This is a genomic window from Streptomyces sp. NPDC002994, from assembly GCF_040611155.1.
In the GTDB taxonomy this organism is placed as follows: Bacteria; Actinomycetota; Actinomycetes; order Streptomycetales; family Streptomycetaceae; genus Streptomyces.
Genome location: NZ_JBEXNQ010000008.1, coordinates 20,083 through 36,870 on the forward strand (window position 1 = coordinate 20,083; position 16,788 = coordinate 36,870).

A 16,788-nucleotide genomic window follows, 5' to 3' on the forward strand; every position below is an offset into this window, starting at 1 on the left:
TCAGCTGCCTCCGAGCCGGAACAGGGAAGCGGCGGTGCGCATGAGGATGCACACGTCCTGCCAGAGCGACCAGGTCTCGATGTAGAGGTTGTCGAAGCGGGCGCGGTCCTCGATCGAGGTGTCGCCGCGCAGTCCGTTCACCTGGGCCAGGCCGGTGATGCCCACGGGCATGCGGTGGCGGGCCTGGTAGCCGGGGTAGGCGTGACTGAATTTGGAGACGAAGTACGGGCGTTCGGGGCGGGGGCCCACCAGACTCATGTCGCCGCGCAGGACGTTCCAGAGCTGGGGAAGTTCGTCGAGGGACGTGCGGCGGAGGATGTTGCCTGTCGAGCTCATACGGCGGTCCGTGGCCACGCTCCAGCGGGTGGCGGACTCGTGCTCGTCGGCCGGGCTGAGCGTACGGAACTTCAGGAGGGTGAAGGGGCGGCCGTCGCGGCCGATGCGCTCCTGGCGGAAGATCACGCCGGGGCCGTCGGAGAGGCGTACAGCCAGGGCGCAGACCGCCATCACGGGAGCTGTCGCGAGAAGCGCCAGCGCGGCGACGGAGGCGTCCATCGCTCGCTTGGCCGCGTGTGCCACTGGTCTGTGGAGCCGGGTGTGGAGCGGTTGTACGGCGAAACCCCAGAGGTGGTCGGGGTGGTGCGTGTGGTCGGTTACGCGCCAGAGGTGGCAGTCGTGCTCGGTGAGGAGCGCGACCAGCGCTGTCGCGTCGGGGGCCTGCTCGGGCGGGTGGGTGAAGACGGCGTGGCGTACGGAGTTCTGGATGATCGCGCGGCTGACGTCCTCCAGGGTGGCGAGGACGGGGAGTTTTTCGGTGGCGTCCGTGGGTGAGGCGTCGATTCTGCCGACCGGGCGCAGTCCGTACTCGGGCCGCTCGTGGAGGGCCGCCGTGACCTGCTGGGCCACCGGGCCGCGGCCGACGATCAGTGCCGACTGCGGGCGCCGGGCGGCCGTCCTGCGGCGGGTCCGGTAGACCAGGGCGCGGGAGGTGCAGGTGAGGGTTGTCTGCGTGGCGGTCGCGAGGGTGATCGTTGCCCAGGTGACGGTGTGCTCCGGGGCGTACGTGCTGAGGGCCTCCGCTGTGGCGTACCACTGGATCAGGGCGAGGATGAGGAGCGGGGGGAGCTCGGCCAGCGCTGAGGGGGACAGGCGTGCGCGATAGAGGCCGCGGTACGTGTGCAGTGCCAGCATGAGTGTCGCGAGCGGGGCGAACACCACGGCCGGCCACGGCATCAGGGCCAGGGTGAGGGCCAGCGCGAGGGCGTCGGCGGCCAGGAGGCCCGCGACGGGGCCGCGCCGGATGCTCCGTGGGGCGAGGGGTACGGGGCGGCGGCCGGTGGCGCTGCGTGGCGGGTGGACGGACGGAGCCGTGAGCGGTACGGCCGTGGCCTGGGCGGTGTTGGGCGCGAACGCACTCTCCGTCGTCATCGCTCGGTGCGCCTCCTCGTCATGGGTCGGTGCGGGCTGAGAAGTTCCCGATAGAGGCCACAGACGGCTGCGGCGGTCTCCCGTACGTCGCGGGTCGACCGGGTGTGGGTCTGCGCCGCACGGCCGAGGGCGTCCCGGAGACCGGGGTTGTTCAGCAGCTTGGTGAGTGCCGCCCCCAGGGCCGCCGGGTCCTCGGGCGGTACGAGGCAGTGGGCTTCGTGACCGGGCGGCAGGCTCTCCCGGGCGCCGCTGACGTCGGAAAGCACGACCGGCCTGCCGCAGGCCATGGCTTCGAGCGGAGCAAGGGCCATGCCCTCCCAGCGGGACGGGAGGACCACGATGTCGGCCGCGTGGAACCAGGGGCGGGGATCGCGGCTCGCGCCGGCGAAGAGCACGCCGGGGTGGGGGTCCGACATCAGTTGGTCGCGGTCCGGGCCGTCGCCCACCAGGACCAGCCGGGCGCCGGGTACCGCCCGGGCCACCTGTTGCCAGGCCCGCAGCAGAATGTCCTGGCCCTTCTGGCGGCACAGGCGGCCTACGCAGACCACCAGGGGGGTTCCGGCGGCCATCCCGGTCAGCAGGGGCAGGGCGGCGCGGGCGGGGGCGCGGCTCGCGCCCTCGTCGGGGCGGAAGTGGCGGAGGTCGATGCCGTTGCGGATCACCGACCAGCGGGCGGCGATGCCGGCCTCCTCGCCTGTTTTACGCTCGGTCTCGCTGACGCACAGGGTCCTTGAGCTCCAACGGGTCCCGTACTGCTCCCATGTGAGGGCGAGTGCCGCCTCGCGGCCCTGCACCGCTTCGAAGGACCAGGCGTGCGGCTGGAAAACCGTCGGCACCCGGCCGCGTACGGCCAGCCTGCCCGCGAGCCCGGCCTTGGCGCTGTGGGCGTGCACGACATGGGGGCGGCTCTGGCGGATCAGCCGTGCCGCGGTCATGACTTCGCCGGCCAGGCCGGCACCGGGAGCGCGTACGGCAGGCCAGGTGTGTACGTACGCTCCTGCCTCGGCGGCCTCGGTCGCCAGCGCTCCGCCCGGCGGGCAGGCGACAACGGTCCGCAGGCCCTCGCGCGTCTGCGCTCTGACGAGATCGGTGACAACGCGCGCGACTCCCCCTTCCACCGGCTGAACAAGGTGAAAAACCGTCAGTTGGCTCTGCTCGGTCCAACTTCTTTGCAGCACGTGCGGCTCCTGACCGAGAAAGCAACCGCGGATTTCGGATGGGAAACAAGGCGACGAAAGCAGGAGTGAACTTTGTCAGAACGCCAGTTGGAAAATCACGCTGGACTCGCCTGTTCGGCCATTTGGAGCCTTTGGGCCGTGGCGGCCTTTCAGCGGCATTGACTTGCGTCAACAGGCCTTCTCCGCTTTTGCGGAAATAACCCATCGGGTGATCGCGCCGCAGGGGTTACCGCGCTGACCCAAGGCCCTAGGCGACGTCGCTGAGGCCCGCCAGGCGCAGCAGCATCAGCAGGTCCTGGCGGACGCCGCACAGCCGCAGCCGGCAGCCGGCCCTGCGGGCGGTGAGCCGTAGGCGGGCCAGGGCCTCGACGGCGGTGAGGTCCGGGTGGGTCAGTCCGGTGACGTCACAGATGACCTCGGTGGCCCCTGATGCGTACAGCAGGCTGTCGAGTTCGTCGCACAGACGAGGGACGTCGGCCGGGGTCACCCGGCCGACGACGACGAGAACGGTCGGCATCGTGGCATCCACATGAGGGAGACCCTGGCGGCGTCGGTAACTCATCGGTGGACGAGAAGAGCGGGACCGGTGGCTTCCACCGGTCCCGCTCGGTCGTGCACGTCGTACGGGTCAGGCGATGCGGCCCAGCACGATCGGGTTCGGGGTGAACTCCGTGCCCTCGGGGGCGGTGAGGACCCCGCCGTTCAGGGCTTCCAGGGCGTACTCGAACTTCTCCGGGGTGTCCGTGTGCAGGGTCATCAGGCGCTGGCCCGCGGTGACCTTGTCGCCCGGCTTGGCGTGGAGTTCGATGCCCGCGCCCGCCTGGACCTGGTCCTCCTTGCGCGCGCGGCCCGCGCCGAGGCGCCAGGCCGCGACACCCACGGCGTACGCGTCCATGGTGGTGAGGACGCCGGACTCGGAGGCGTGGACCACGTGCTGCTCGCGGGCGACCGGGAGGGCCGCGTCCGGGTCGCCGCCCTGGGCCGCGATCATGCGGCGCCAGACGTCCATCGCGGAGCCGTCGGCGAGCGCCTTGGCCGGGTCGGCGTCCTTGAGGCCCGCCGCGTCGAGCATCTCGCGGGCGAGCGCGAGGGTGAGCTCGACGACGTCGGAGGGGCCGCCGCCCGCCAGGACCTCTACCGATTCGCGGACCTCGAGGGCGTTGCCCGCCGTCAGGCCCAGGGGCGTCGTCATGTCGGTGAGCAGGGCCACCGTGCGTACGCCGTGGTCCGTGCCCAGGCCCACCATGGTGGCGGCGAGCTCGCGGGCGTCCTCGATGTTCTTCATGAAGGCGCCGGAGCCGACCTTCACGTCCAGGACGAGCGAGCCCGTACCCTCGGCGATCTTCTTCGACATGATGGAGGAGGCGATCAGGGGGATCGCCTCCACCGTGCCGGTGACGTCGCGCAGCGCGTACAGCTTCTTGTCGGCCGGGGCCAGGCCGTCGCCCGCCGCGCAGATGACCGCGCCGGTCGATTCGAGGACGTTCAGCATCTCCTCGTTGGAGAGCAGCGCGCGCCAGCCGGGGATCGACTCCAGCTTGTCGAGCGTGCCGCCGGTGTGACCGAGGCCCCGGCCCGAGAGCTGGGGTACGGCCGCACCGCAGGCGGCGACCAGGGGTGCGAGGGGCAGCGTGATCTTGTCGCCGACGCCGCCGGTGGAGTGCTTGTCGGCGGTGGGGCGGGAGAGCTGCGCGAAGTTCATGCGCTCGCCCGAGTTGATCATCGCTGCGGTCCAGCGGGCGATCTCGACGCGGTTCATGCCGTTGAGCAGGATCGCCATCGCGAGCGCTGACATCTGCTCGTCGGCGACCTCACCGCGCGTGTAGGCGTCGATGACCCAGTCGATCTGCTCGAGGCTCAGTTCGCCCTTGTCGCGCTTGGTCCGGATTACGGAGATGACGTCCATGGGGTTTATCGGGTTCCTTCCGGGGTGCCGGGCGCCAGGTGCTGGGGGCCGAAGGCGTCGGGGAGCATGTCGGCGAGGGTACGGATACCCGCCGACGTGTCGAGCAGCAGCGCGGGGCCGCCGAACTCGTACAGCAGCTGGCGGCAGCGGCCGCACGGCATCAGGATCTCGCCCCGGCCGTCGACGCAGGTGAAGTGCGTCAGGCGGCCGCCGCCGGTGGCGTTGAGCTGCGAGACGAGGCCGCATTCCGCGCACAGGGAGAGGCCGTACGAGGCGTTCTCCACGTTGCAGCCGGTGACGATGCGGCCGGTGTCGACGAGGGCCGCGGCGCCGACCGGGAAGCCCGAGTACGGGGCGTACGCATGGGACATGGCCTCGCGCGCCGCCTCCCGCAGGGCTTCCCAGTCGGCTGGAACCGCGGCGTCCGTCATTTGCCCTGGCCCTTCCGGTACGGCATGCCGTTGGCCTTGGGCATCCGCAGCCGTTGCGCGGAGAGCGCCAGGACGAGCAGCGTGGTGATGTACGGCGCGGCGTCCACGAACTGGCTCGGGACCTCGTCGGTGAACGCGTACCAGGTGAAGAGGAGCACGGCGGCCACGGCGGAGATCGCCGCGGGGAGGTACTTCTTCTTGTAGAGCTGCCAGAAGACGACCAGCAGCAGCAGGATCGCCAGCAGGAGCAGCATCGCGTGGACGTTCTCGGCGCCGCCGCGCAGCTTGAGGCTGTCGGTGAAGCCGAAGAGGCCCGCGCCGAGCGCCATTCCGCCCGGCATCCAGTTGCCGAAGATCATCGCGGCGAGACCGATGTAGCCGCGGCCGCCGGTCTGGCCCTCCTGGTAGATGCCGGTCGCGACGATGGCGAGGAACGCGCCCGCGAGGCCGGCCAGGCCGCCGGAGACGACGACGGCGATGTACTTGTACTTGTAGACGTTCACGCCGAGGGACTCGGCGGCCATCGGGTTCTCACCGCAGGAGCGCAGCCGCAGGCCGAACGCCGTACGCCACAGGATCCAGATGGTCGCCGGGATCAGCAGCAGCGCGAAGATGGTCAGCAGGGAGAGGTTCGTGAGCAGGCCGCCGAGGACGCCGGCGACGTCCGAGATGAAGAACCAGTGTTTGCCCTGGATGTCCTGTAGCCAGTCGGACAGCCCTGGGACGGTGACCTTGGTGATCTCGTCGATGCGGGGGGACTGCTTGGAGGAGCCGCCCTCGACCTGGTCGAAGGTGAAGTTGGACAGGTAGCGGGTGGCGCCCACGGCGAGGATGTTGATGGCCACACCGGAGACGATGTGGTTCACGCCGAAGGTGACCGTGATGATCGCGTGCAGCAGACCGCCGATCGCGCCGCCGAGGATGCCGAAGGCGACACCCGTCCACGGGCCCCACTGGTAGCCGGCGTACGCGCCGAACCAGGTGCCCAGGATCATCATGCCTTCGAGGCCGATGTTGACGACGCCCGCGCGCTCGGCCCACAGGCCGCCTAGACCGGCGAGGCCGATCGGGATGGCGAGCTGGAGCGCGCCGGAGACCTGGCCGACCGAGGTCAGGTCGTCGGCGCCGCTGATGATGCGGACCAGCGAGACCAGGGCGAGACCGCCCGCGATGATCAGCAGGATGACGGGTACGGACAGTTTGCGGCGGGCGCTCTTCTTCGGCGCCGCGCTCACGGCGGAGACAGTGCTGGTACTCATTACGCCGCCACCTCCTCACGGTTCTTGCGGGCGGCTGCGGCGAGCTCCTCGCCCACCTTCTGCTGCTGGCGGCGGAGCCCGTAACGGCGGACGAGTTCGTAACTGACGACGACCGCGATCACGATCAGGCCCTGCATGATCGTGGCGATTTCTTTTTCGTAGCCGTACTGGTCGAGCGCGGCGGACGCCTTGTCCAGGAACGCGATCAGCAGTGCGCTGAAGAAGATGCCGACCGGGTTGTTGCGGCCGAGCAGGGCGATGGTGATGCCCGTGAAGCCGATTCCGGTCGGGAAGCTGAGGCTGTACGTGTGGGTGTCGCCCAGCAGCGTCGGCATGCCGGCGAGACCGGCGACGCCGCCCGAGATGAGCATCGCGGTGAGGATCATCTTCTTGGCGTCGACACCGGAGGCCGCGGCGGCGCTCTCGCTGGCGCCGGTGGCGCGCAGGTCGAAGCCGAAGCGGGTGCGGTTGAGGATGAACCAGTAGACGACGCCGAGTGCGAAGGCGACGAACGTGAAGCCGTAGATCTCGCCGCCGTCACCCATGCTGACGCTCGGGAACCAGCCGGACTCCGCGATCTCACCCGTGGTGAGGTCGTTGGAGCCCGGGAGCTGCACACCGAAGTTGTCGGTGAGGATCAGCCAGGCGATCAGGCTGGTGGCGATCGCATTGAGCATGATCGTGGAGACGACCTCGCTCACTCCGCGCAGCGTCTTGAGCACACCCGCGATACCGGCCCAGAAGGCGCCGGTCAGCATCGCGACGATCACGATCATCGCGATGTGCAGCGGACCCGGCAGCTCGACGGCGGCGCCGGCCAGGGCCGCCATCATCGCGGCGAGCCGGTACTGGCCGTCGACGCCGATGTTGAACAGGTTCATCCGGAACCCGATGGCCACGGCGAGCGCCGCCAGGTAGTACGTGCCGGCCTGGTTCAGGATGAGCACCTGGATGTCGGCGTACTGCGCACTCTCGACCATCAGCGTGTACGGCTCGAACGGGTCGCGGCCCGAGGCGAGCAGCACCACCGAGGTGAGCGCGATGGCGACGACCAGCGCGAGCACTGGGCCGGCGAGGCCCAGAATCAGCCGGTCCTTGTCGAATTTCTTCATCAGGCCTCGTCCTCCGGGGCGTGCTCCAGATGACCGCTGGCGGCGCCGGTCATGGCCGAGCCCAGCTCCTCCGGGGTGATGGTGGCCGGGTCGGCGTCCGCGACCAGGCGGCCGCGGTACATGACCCGCAGGGTGTCGGAGAGCCCGATGAGCTCGTCCAGGTCGGCGGAGATCAGCAGTACGGCCAGTCCCTCGCGGCGTGCCTCGCGGATCTGGTCCCAGATCTGCGCCTGCGCGCCGACGTCCACGCCGCGCGTGGGGTGCGCGGCGATGAGCAGCTTGGGAGCGTGGCTCATCTCGCGGCCGACGATCAGCTTCTGCTGGTTGCCGCCGGACAGGGAGGCCGCGGTGACCTCGATACCGGGCGTACGGACGTCGTACTCGCGCACGATCCGCTCGGTGTCGGTGCGGGCCGCCTTCAGGTCGAGCAGCCCGCGCTTGGAGTTGGGCTCCTCGGTGACGTGGCCGAGGATGCGGTTCTCCCACAGCGGCGCTTCGAGCAGCAGGCCGTGCCGGTGGCGGTCCTCGGGGATGTAGCCGATGCCGCGCTCACGGCGCTTGCGGGTGGGCGCGCGCGAGATGTCGGTGTCGTCGAGTGTGATGGCACCGCCGTCCGGGGTGCGCAGACCCATGATCGTCTCGACGAGTTCCGCCTGGCCGTTGCCCTCGACACCCGCGATGCCGAGGACTTCGCCCTTGTGGATGGTGAAGTCGATCCCGGCCAGCACCTCGCGTACGGCGCCGTCGGGGTCGATGGCGTTCAGGTGGAGGTCCTGGATGCGGAGCATCGGTACGTCGGTGACCGTCGACTCGCGGGTCTCGGGCGACGGGAGTTCGGTGCCGACCATCAGCTCGGCGAGCTGCTTGGTGGTGGTCTTCTTCGGGTCGGCGGTGCCCACGGTCGTACCGCGCCGGATGACGGTGATGTCGTCGGCGACGGACAGCACCTCGCCCAGCTTGTGCGAGATGAAGATGACCGTCAGGCCCTCGGACTTGAGCTCGCGGAGGTTGGCGAAGAGCGCGTCGACCTCTTGCGGGACCAGGACGGCGGTCGGCTCGTCGAGGATGAGGATGCGGGCGCCGCGGTAGAGGACCTTGAGGATCTCCACGCGCTGGCGGTCGGCCACACCGAGGTTCTCGACCAGGGCGTCGGGGCGCACGTTCAGTCCGTACGCCTGGGAGATCTCCTTGATCTTGTTACGGGCCTTGTTGCCGATGCCGTAGAGCTTCTCGCCGCCGAGAACGACGTTCTCCAGGACGGTGAGGTTGTCGGCGAGCATGAAGTGCTGGTGCACCATGCCGATGCCGCGTGCGATGGCGTCGGCGGGGCTGTGGAAGGTGGCCTGCTCCCCGTCGATGGTGATGGTGCCCTCGTCCGGCTTCTGCATGCCGTAGAGGATCTTCATCAGGGTCGACTTTCCGGCACCGTTCTCACCGACGAGGGCGTGCACGGTGCCCTTGCGGATGGTGATGTCGATGTCGTGGTTGGCGACGACGCCGGGGAAGCGCTTGGTGATGCCGTGCAGTTCTACGGCGGGGGGCGGGCTGGACGCGTTGATGACGCACTCTCCTTGGCGGAAAGGAGCGGGAGGCAGGGAGGCTGGGGCGCGGCGAAACTATCGCGCTGCGAGAGTGTCTACGCGCGTAGCACTGCCAAATATCAAAAAGACGGGGCGATGCGGGCTTATTCGGATGCGGCCCGGGGGCCGGAGAGGCGGCGGAAAACCGCCTCCCCGGGCCCCCGGGTCTCGCGTCGTCGTGGCCGGTGGGCCGTTACGGCGCGGTCTTGACCTTGATCTTGCCGGCGATGATCTCGGCCTTCGCCTTGTCCACGGCGGCGATGAGGTCCGTCATCTTCTTGTACTCCGGGTTGGAGTCGGAGAGGCCGACGCCGTTCTCCTCGAGGCCGTAGCGAACCTCACCGGACTGCGGCTTGCCGTCCTTGACCGACTTGATCAGGTTGTAGACCGCGTCGGAGACGTCCTTGGTGACCGAGGTCAGGATCTTGTCCTTGTACTTCGCCAGACCGGCCTGGGTGTACTGGTCCGAGTCGACGCCGATGGCCCACTTGCCCTTGGTGGCGGCCGCCTCGATCGAGCCGGAGCCCGCGAGGCCCGCGGCGTGGTAGATCACGTCGGCGCCCTTGTCGAGCTGGCCCTGGGCGGCGGCCTTGCCGAGGTCGGGCTTGGAGAAGCCGTCGAAGTTCGGCGGCTGCGTCAGGTACTGCTTGAGCACCTGGACGTCGGGCTTGGTGTCCTTGACGCCCTGGGCGAAGCCCGCCTCGAACTTCTTGATCAGCGGGACCTCGACACCACCGATGAAGCCGACCTTGTCGGTCTTGGTGGCCTTGGCGGCGGCGACGCCGGCGAGGTACGAACCCTGCTCCTCGTTGAAGACCATGTTCGCGATGTTCTTACCGGTCACCGAGGTGTCGTCGATGATGCCGAAGGTGGTCTTCGGGAACTTCGGCGCGACCTTCTTGATGGCCGGGGCGTAGGCGAAGCCGACACCGATCACCGGGTTGTTCCCGGTACGGGCCAGCTCGGTGAGGCGCTGGACCTTGTCGGCGTCCGACTCGCCCTCGGAGGGCTCCTGGTCGTTGCCCTTGATGTCCAGATCCTTCTCGGCCTTCGACAGACCGGCGTAGGCCGCGTCGTTGAAGGACTGGTCACCACGGCCACCGATGTCGTACGCGATGGCGGCGCTGGGCTCCTTCGAGCCGGAGCCGGAGTCCGACGTCTTGCCACACGCGGTGGCGGAGAACGCGAGGGCTGTGGACGCGATGGCCACAGTGGCAATCCTGGTTACGCGGCGCAAGGGAGGGCTCCTTCGACCTGACCGAAGCGCCTCTTCCGGCGCTGGTTTCGCGGCGATCGTAACGCGCGTAGATGCCGGATAAGCGACCGTACGGCAGCTGTTATCGGATCGTCGTGAACGGAAGGCGCCGTGGCTGATTACGAACGGTGTCCGTCAAGCAGCACTGCGGCGGTGAAGAGCTCGACCCCCGCCTCGATCGCGGCCTCATCCACGTCGAAATCACCACGATGCAGGTCACGCCGGGCCGTGTCACCCGGAGTGCGTACGCCCAGACGGGCCATCGCGCCGGGAACCTGCTCCAGGTACCAGGAGAAGTCCTCGCCGCCCAGGCTCTGCTCGGTGTCCTCGATCGCGTGCAGTCCGCGCCTGGCGGTCATGGCGGCGACGAGCAGCTCGGTGACGTCGTGCTCGTTCACGACGGGCGGGACGCCGCGCACGTAGTTGATCACCGACTTGGCGCCGTGCAGGCTCGCGACCTCGTCGACGGCGGCATGGACCAGGTCCGGCGCCTCGTGCCAGGCCTGGAGGTCCAGGCAGCGGACGGTGCCGGCGAGGACGGCGCGCTGCGGGATGACGTTGCAGGCGTGACCGGACTCGATGCGGCCCCAGGTCACTGCGAGGCCCGCGCGCGCGTCGACGCGGCGGGCGATCAGCGCCGGGACGTCGGTGGCGACCCTGGCGACGGCCGTGACCAGGTCGGTGGTGAGGTGCGGGCGGGCGGTGTGGCCGCCGGGCCCGTCCAGCGTGATTTCGATGCGGTCGCAGGCCGAGGTGATCGGGCCCGTACGCAGACCGATGCGGCCCGCGTCGACCTTGGGGTCGCAGTGCACCGCGATGATCCTGCCGATGCCGTCGAGCCCACCGGCTTCGACCACGCCGAGCGCGCCGCCGGGCATCATTTCCTCGGCCGGCTGGAAGATCAGCCGTACCGGATGCGTCAGCACGCCCTGGCGGTCCAGCTCGGCGAGGATCAGGCCGGCGCCGAGCACCACCGTGGTGTGCACGTCGTGGCCGCACGCGTGCGCGCGGTCCGGGACCGTGGAGCGGTACGGCGCGTCCGTCTTGGTGTCCGGGATGGGGAGCGCGTCGATGTCGGCGCGCAGGGCCAGCATCGGGCGTACGCCGTCCCAGCCGGCCGCGCCGGTGCCGATGTCGCAGATGAGTCCGGTGCCGGAGGGCAGCACACGCGGCGTGAGGCCTGCCTGCTCCAGGCGGGCCTTGATCGCGGCGGTGGTGCGGAACTCCTGGTTGCCGAGCTCCGGGTGCATGTGCAGGTCGCGACGGAAGGCGATCAGCTCAAGGCGCAGGCTCTCGGGCAGCGTGCCGGGGAGCTGGGGCGCCACCGGCAGTGCTGCTTCTTCGGACTCGCAGATCAGCTGGCTCATCCCTGAAAGAGTAGGCGTCTTATGGGGGTAACTAACCAGCGATCAACGAAATTTCAGCCGCATAGGGGAAAAGAATCTGGTTCCGAGGCGCATAAGCGTCGCTGGGGGCGGGTATGCTGCGCCGCTCCTCGTTCCCGTGCCGGCCTGGTGTTTTCCCCTCCAGCGGGTCCGTTCCCGGGCGCGCTGGGGCGCCGACGGGACGCGCGATACACGTGGTCAAGGTCACATACGTGACTAACTAGACATTTGCCCCAGCGCGGGCAGGTGCTGGACGTCGCGCGCCGTGGTCGTGACGCCCGACAGGAAGCCCTGGGCGCGCGGCGAAGCAGTGTCCCGCAGCCACAGCGGGTTCACGTCGCAGACCGCGACCCGTACGCCCGTGCCCGCGAGGGCGAGGGGGAGGGTGTGTACGACGGTTGACGGGAAGCTGAGGATCAGGCGGCCGATCGGGCCGCGCCGGGCGATCAGCTCCAGCGGCAGGTCGGGGCGGACGATCTCCAGGCCCGTCTCGACGGCGAGGCGGTGCAGCTTGTGCGCGCTCTCCCGGCGGTGCGCGAAATAGCGGGTGGCCCCGTGGGCGCGGGCCAGAGCGGTGACCGCCTCGACGTACCGGTCCGGGTCGACGACGCCGGTCTCGACCAGCGACGTACCGACGAGGTCGGCGCCGCGCGAGATGCGGGGCGGACCGAAGCGGGCGCGCGTCCAGCCGAAGTCGTTGGCGGTGACGGTCAGCCCCGGGGCCTGCTCCACGGGCATCGAGGTGAAGACCTCGACCGCGCGGCTGCCGGACGGGGTGAGGCGGCGGCGCGCGATCGCCGAAACCGGCCCGAAGACCAGGTCGCGCGGCCCCCGGCGGCCGCCGCGCCGGTGCCAGCGCTCCAGGCGCTCGCCGCCGGTGAGCTGGGCGACGAACTCCATGGTGGCCGTGCCGTCGTCGACGACGACCAGGTCACGGGCGCGCGTGATCGTCAGCAGCAGCTGTACGTACCGCGAGAACGGGTCGCCGATCACCACGCGGCGCGCCCGGCGCAGGGCGGACGCCAGCCCGCCGATCGTCTGGAACGGCGCCCCCGCCCCGCCCCGGGCCTCCTCCCACCGCACCCGCATCCCTTCGTGGCGCGCGAGCTCCGCCATGCGCCGCAGCTGGCCGCGGGTCATGGGGTCGGTGGGTGACAGGACGACGACCGTGAGGTCGTTCGGCTGTGTCTGTGCCTGGGGCCCGGCCTTCGCATGGGCCCACTCCAAAACGTTCAGGAGCTGGACCGGGCTCTCCACGAAGGCGAGCGTCCCGGAGGCCTCGGTGGCGGGGGCGGCGGGGGTGCCGTTCACGGCGACTACGACCGTATCTCCGTCGGGTCTGTCCGTCAGACCGCGACGGGCTCGCGGTCCGCGCCCTCGGCGACGACGCCCGCGACCCGGCGCAGCTTCTTCATCGGGCCGAGCTCGGACTCGTACACCTTCTTGACGCCGTCACCGAGGGAGGCCTCGATGGTGCGGATGTCACGGACCAGGCGGGTCAGGCCGCCCGGCTCGACGGAGGCGGCCTGGTCGGAGCCCCACATGGCGCGGTCGAGGGTGATGTGGCGCTCAACAAAAGCGGCGCCGAGGGCGACGGCGGCCAGGGTCGTCTGGAGGCCGGTCTCGTGGCCGCTGTAGCCGATCGGGACGTTCGGGTACTCGGCCTGAAGCGTGTTGATCACGCGGAGGTTGAGCTCCTCGGCCTTGGCCGGGTACGTCGAAGTGGCGTGGCAGAGCAGGATGTTGCTGCTGCCCAGCACCTCGACGGCGTGGCGGATCTGCTGCGGCGTCGACATGCCGGTGGAGAGGATGACCGTGCGGCCGGTGGCGCGCAGGGAGCACAGCAGCTCGTCGTCGGTGAGGGACGCGGAGGCGACCTTGTGGGCCGGCACGTCGAACTTCTCCAGGAAGGCGACGGCCTCGGTGTCCCACGGGGAGGCGAACCAGTCGATGCCGCGCTTCTTGCAGTAGTCGTCGATGGCGCGGTACTCGTCCTCGCCGAACTCGACGCGGTGGCGGTAGTCGATGTACGTCATCCGGCCCCACGGGGTGTCGCGCTCGATGTCCCACTGGTCGCGCGGCGTGCAGATCTCCGGGGTGCGCTTCTGGAACTTGACCGCGTCGCAGCCGGCGTCGGCGGCGGCGTCGATGAGCGCGAAGGCGTTCTCGATGTCGCCGTTGTGGTTGATGCCGATCTCGCCGGTGACGTAGACGGGGTGGCCGGGGCCCGCGGTCTTGGAACCGAGGGTGCGCAGGCGGGAGTTGGTGCTCATGTGGTTCTTTTCCTTAGGGGGGAGGTGAGTTACGGGGTGGGGGTAAGGGAGGGGCCGGTGAGGGAAGGGCCGAGGATCCAGGCGGCCATCTCGCGGATGGCGCCGTCGCCGCCGGGGACGGTCGTCACGGCGCGCGCCGCCGCGCGCACCGTGTCGTGGGCGTTGGCGACCGCCACCGGCCAGCCGACGAGGGCCAGGCAGGAGAGGTCGTTGACGTCGTTGCCGGCGTAGAGCACGCGCTCGGGCGCGACGCCCTGCTCCTCGCACCACTGCTTGAGGGCGAGGTCCTTGCGGTCGATGCCGTGGAGCACGGGGATGCGCAGCTTGCGGGCCCGTGCGGCGACGACCGCGTTCTGTTCCGTGGACAGGATCAGCAGCTTGAGCCCCGCGTTGCGCAGGGCCGCGATGCCGAGTCCGTCGCCGCGGTGCACGGCGACGAGTTCCCGTCCTTCGGAGTCGATCAGCACCCGGTCGTCGGTCTGGGTGCCGTCGAAGTCGATGACGACGGCGTCGATGTCGTCGCGGGTGGGGAGGTCGGTGCCCCGCGGATCCAGCAGCGGCGCGAGGGCGCGGGCGCGGGCCAGGTCGTGCGGGTCGTCGATCTCCAGGACGCGGGCCGGGTCCGTGACGACGAGCGCGGTCCGCCCGAAGAAGCGATGCCCGGCCTTCCGGAACCCGGCGGCGTCCATGGCGTACGCCGCCCCGGTCTCGAGAAAGTCCTGCGGCCGGTCCTGACGGCGGGGCCGGAAGCTCTTGTCGTGATTCACGCCCTGACCGCCGGAGGCGGCGGGGCGGTGGTGGTCGGCGAGGCCATCCGGACCGCCGTCCGCGCCGGCAGCACAGTGAGCAGCGGCGACCTGGCCGCCGTCCGCGCCGGCGGGTGTGGGGTGGTCGGCCATGGTGCACGGGCCGCCCGGGCCGGAGAGTGCCTCGGCGGCCGGGGACGCCGCATCGGCGGCGGTGGCGGCCGGGCCGTCGGCTTCCCGGGGGCCGGGGGCAACCGCGACGGCTGCCATCGGGAGCGCGCCCGCCGCGTGAGCGGCCGTGTCGGCCTCCGTCGGGCTCTCCTCGGCCTCCCGCCAGACGAAGCCGTGGAAGGGGGCCACCGTGTGGGCCGTGTCGGCGCCGTCCTCGACGACCGCCGCGCAGACGCCGTCGACGTCCTCGCTCGTCAGGAACGGGCTTGTGCACTGCACCAGCAGCACCACGTCCACCACCGCGCCGTGCAGCGCCTCGTGGGTGTCCAGGGCGTGCAGTACGGCCGCCTCGCTGGTCGCCGTGTCCCCCGCGATGTCCGCCGGCCGCAGCGCCACCTCGGCGCCCGCGCCGCGCGCCGCCGCCGCGATGGCGGGGTCGTCCGTGGACACCACGACGTCCGTGACCCGGCCGGCGCCCAGGCACGCCCGTACGGCGCGCGCCACCAGCGGCACGCCCCCTACCGGGGCGAGGTTCTTCGCCGGTACGCCCTTGGAGCCGCCCCGGGCGGGGATGACGGCCAGGACCCGGCGTACGGGCTCGGTGTCGGTTTCGGTCTGCGGCCGGCTGCTCATAGTTCTCCCATGCGGCGGATTACGGGCGCCACGCGCTGCACCCCGTGGCGGTACGCCCCGCGCGCCGCCTCCCGTACGGTGTCGCGCAGGACGCGGCGTACGCCGGTGACGTCGGTGGTGGCGGTCTGCGTGCCGTCGAGGCGGTGGCGGGCGAGGATGCCGGGGAGGTAGCCCGGCGCGGTGGCGGAGGTGTAGTAGGGGGCGATCGGCGGCAGGCCGGGGCGCTCCAGGAGTGCGGTGACCCGCTTTCGTACGGCGTCGAAGGCCGTCTCGTACGAGCCGTCCGCCGCCACTCCCTGGCTCGCCAGCCACTCCTCGTCGGCCCGCGGCCGGTGACCGGCGTCCAGCTGGTCCCAGGAGGCAAGGCACCCGGAGCCGAGGAAGTGGTGGTTGCCGAGGACCTCGCGCACGCCCAGGTCGGTGAGGACGGCGGTCGGGATGCGGCGGTGCAGGGACTCCAGGGCGGCGGTCGAGCTGACCGTGACGAGGAGGTCGGTGCGGTCCAGGACCTCGCCCATGTGTCCGTAGACGAGGCGGAAGTTGGGCGGTACGCCACCCTCGATGCGGGCCGCCAGCTTCTGGTACGGCAGTTCCTCGATGTGGGTGGTGTGCTCCCCCGGCTTGCTGCGGAGCTTGAGCAGCACCTCGCGGCCGGGATGCAGCCGGGCGTGCTGGACGAGGCGGCGCAGCAGGTACGTGCGGTCGGCGCGGGACTGCGGCACGGAGGGCTGGGCGGCGAAGACGACGGTGCGGGTGTCCGTACCCGTGTAGCTGTCGCCGCCCAGGAACGGCAGTGCGGCTTCCGTCACCGCCGACGCGTCCGCGCCCACTCCCTCGTACACCGCGCGGAAACGTTCCGCGTCGTGGCGGGAGTTGGCGATGACGATGTCCGCGCCGTGGCGCAGCAGCAGCCCGTCGGCGAGCTTCTCGTACACGACACCGACGTAACCGGTGCAGAGGACGGGTCGTCGGTCGGTGTCGGGCCACAGCGGTGCGAGGCCGTGCAGCATCGCCTGTACGGCGCCGCCGACGAGGGCGAGCAGGACGACGTCGTACGCCGAGTAATCGATCTCGCCGATGAATTCCGCGGCGGTCACCTCGCGCACCCCGTCGACCGGCACGCCGACCTCGGCGAGCTGGCGCGGTGTGGGAGTGGCCCGGCCGCGCAGCAGGAAACCGTCGATCCGGGCTTCCGGCGCGATACGGCGGGCGGTGAGGGCGCCCCATTTCCATCGCGTATCGGAATCGGCGATCACGGCGATCCGCAGGGCTTTGCTGGTACTTGCTGGCACACCGACGAAACTAGGGAGGCATTCCGATTGACGGCCCAACTCAGCCGCAACAAACGGTTAACAGCACATCGACGATCGGCGTCGGAGCCCGGAAAGCAGACGGGTTAACCATTCCGCCATTCTTCGTTCACCCGCCATC

General features: G+C 70.4%; 14 protein-coding genes. All 14 read right to left on the minus strand.

What is annotated here, in order from left to right; translation table 11 throughout:
• Positions 1-1,428 carry an exopolysaccharide biosynthesis polyprenyl glycosylphosphotransferase gene (locus tag ABZX79_RS12355; RefSeq protein ID WP_355254993.1) on the minus strand — a complete coding sequence of 476 codons (1,428 nt, stop codon included), beginning with the start codon at positions 1,426-1,428 and terminating at the stop codon, positions 1-3.
• A complete protein-coding gene (locus ABZX79_RS12360) occupies positions 1,425-2,606 on the minus strand; it encodes a glycosyltransferase (RefSeq protein WP_355254996.1) in 1,182 nt (393 codons plus the stop codon). The genes ABZX79_RS12355 and ABZX79_RS12360 overlap by 4 nt, the downstream gene beginning before the upstream one ends.
• A 247-nt stretch (positions 2,607-2,853) precedes the next feature.
• Positions 2,854-3,123 (minus strand): STAS domain-containing protein, encoded by a 270-nt coding sequence (locus tag ABZX79_RS12365; RefSeq protein ID WP_355254999.1) that lies wholly within the window; start codon positions 3,121-3,123, stop codon positions 2,854-2,856.
• Between the two features lie 111 nt (positions 3,124-3,234).
• Complete coding sequence (locus ABZX79_RS12370) at positions 3,235-4,512, minus strand: thymidine phosphorylase (protein ID WP_355255002.1); 1,278 nt, start codon at positions 4,510-4,512, stop codon at positions 3,235-3,237.
• 5 nt (positions 4,513-4,517) lie between these two features.
• On the minus strand, positions 4,518-4,943 hold the full coding sequence (locus ABZX79_RS12375; protein WP_355255005.1) for a cytidine deaminase: 426 nt from the start codon (positions 4,941-4,943) through the stop codon (positions 4,518-4,520).
• Positions 4,940-6,202, minus strand: a complete 1,263-nt coding sequence (locus tag ABZX79_RS12380; protein WP_355255008.1) for an ABC transporter permease — start codon at positions 6,200-6,202, stop codon at positions 4,940-4,942. Before ABZX79_RS12380 ends, ABZX79_RS12375 begins: the two co-directional genes overlap by 4 nt.
• Positions 6,202-7,314 carry an ABC transporter permease gene (locus ABZX79_RS12385; RefSeq protein ID WP_355255011.1) on the minus strand — a complete coding sequence of 371 codons (1,113 nt, stop codon included), beginning with the start codon at positions 7,312-7,314 and terminating at the stop codon, positions 6,202-6,204. Before ABZX79_RS12385 ends, ABZX79_RS12380 begins: the two co-directional genes overlap by 1 nt.
• Complete coding sequence (locus ABZX79_RS12390; protein WP_355255679.1) at positions 7,314-8,840, minus strand: ABC transporter ATP-binding protein; 1,527 nt, start codon at positions 8,838-8,840, stop codon at positions 7,314-7,316. The genes ABZX79_RS12385 and ABZX79_RS12390 overlap by 1 nt, the downstream gene beginning before the upstream one ends.
• Positions 8,841-9,087: 247 nt before the next feature.
• Positions 9,088-10,131, minus strand: a complete 1,044-nt coding sequence (locus ABZX79_RS12395) for a BMP family ABC transporter substrate-binding protein (RefSeq protein ID WP_355255014.1) — start codon at positions 10,129-10,131, stop codon at positions 9,088-9,090.
• Between the two features lie 137 nt (positions 10,132-10,268).
• A complete protein-coding gene (locus ABZX79_RS12400; RefSeq protein WP_355255017.1) occupies positions 10,269-11,516 on the minus strand; it encodes an amidohydrolase in 1,248 nt (415 codons plus the stop codon).
• A gap of 234 nt (positions 11,517-11,750) precedes the next feature.
• Positions 11,751-12,845: a hypothetical protein gene (locus ABZX79_RS12405; protein WP_355255020.1), complete on the minus strand. Its 1,095-nt coding sequence runs from the start codon at positions 12,843-12,845 to the stop codon at positions 11,751-11,753.
• 35 nt (positions 12,846-12,880) lie between these two features.
• Complete coding sequence (locus tag ABZX79_RS12410) at positions 12,881-13,807, minus strand: N-acetylneuraminate synthase family protein (RefSeq protein WP_355255023.1); 927 nt, start codon at positions 13,805-13,807, stop codon at positions 12,881-12,883.
• A gap of 29 nt (positions 13,808-13,836) precedes the next feature.
• The gene (locus ABZX79_RS12415) at positions 13,837-15,357 is read right to left on the minus strand and encodes an acylneuraminate cytidylyltransferase (protein ID WP_355255026.1); all 1,521 of its coding nucleotides are present in this window, start codon (positions 15,355-15,357) and stop codon (positions 13,837-13,839) included.
• A complete protein-coding gene (locus ABZX79_RS12420) occupies positions 15,354-16,649 on the minus strand; it encodes a DUF6716 putative glycosyltransferase (protein WP_355255029.1) in 1,296 nt (431 codons plus the stop codon). Before ABZX79_RS12420 ends, ABZX79_RS12415 begins: the two co-directional genes overlap by 4 nt.
• Positions 16,650-16,788: the final 139 nt, after the last annotated feature.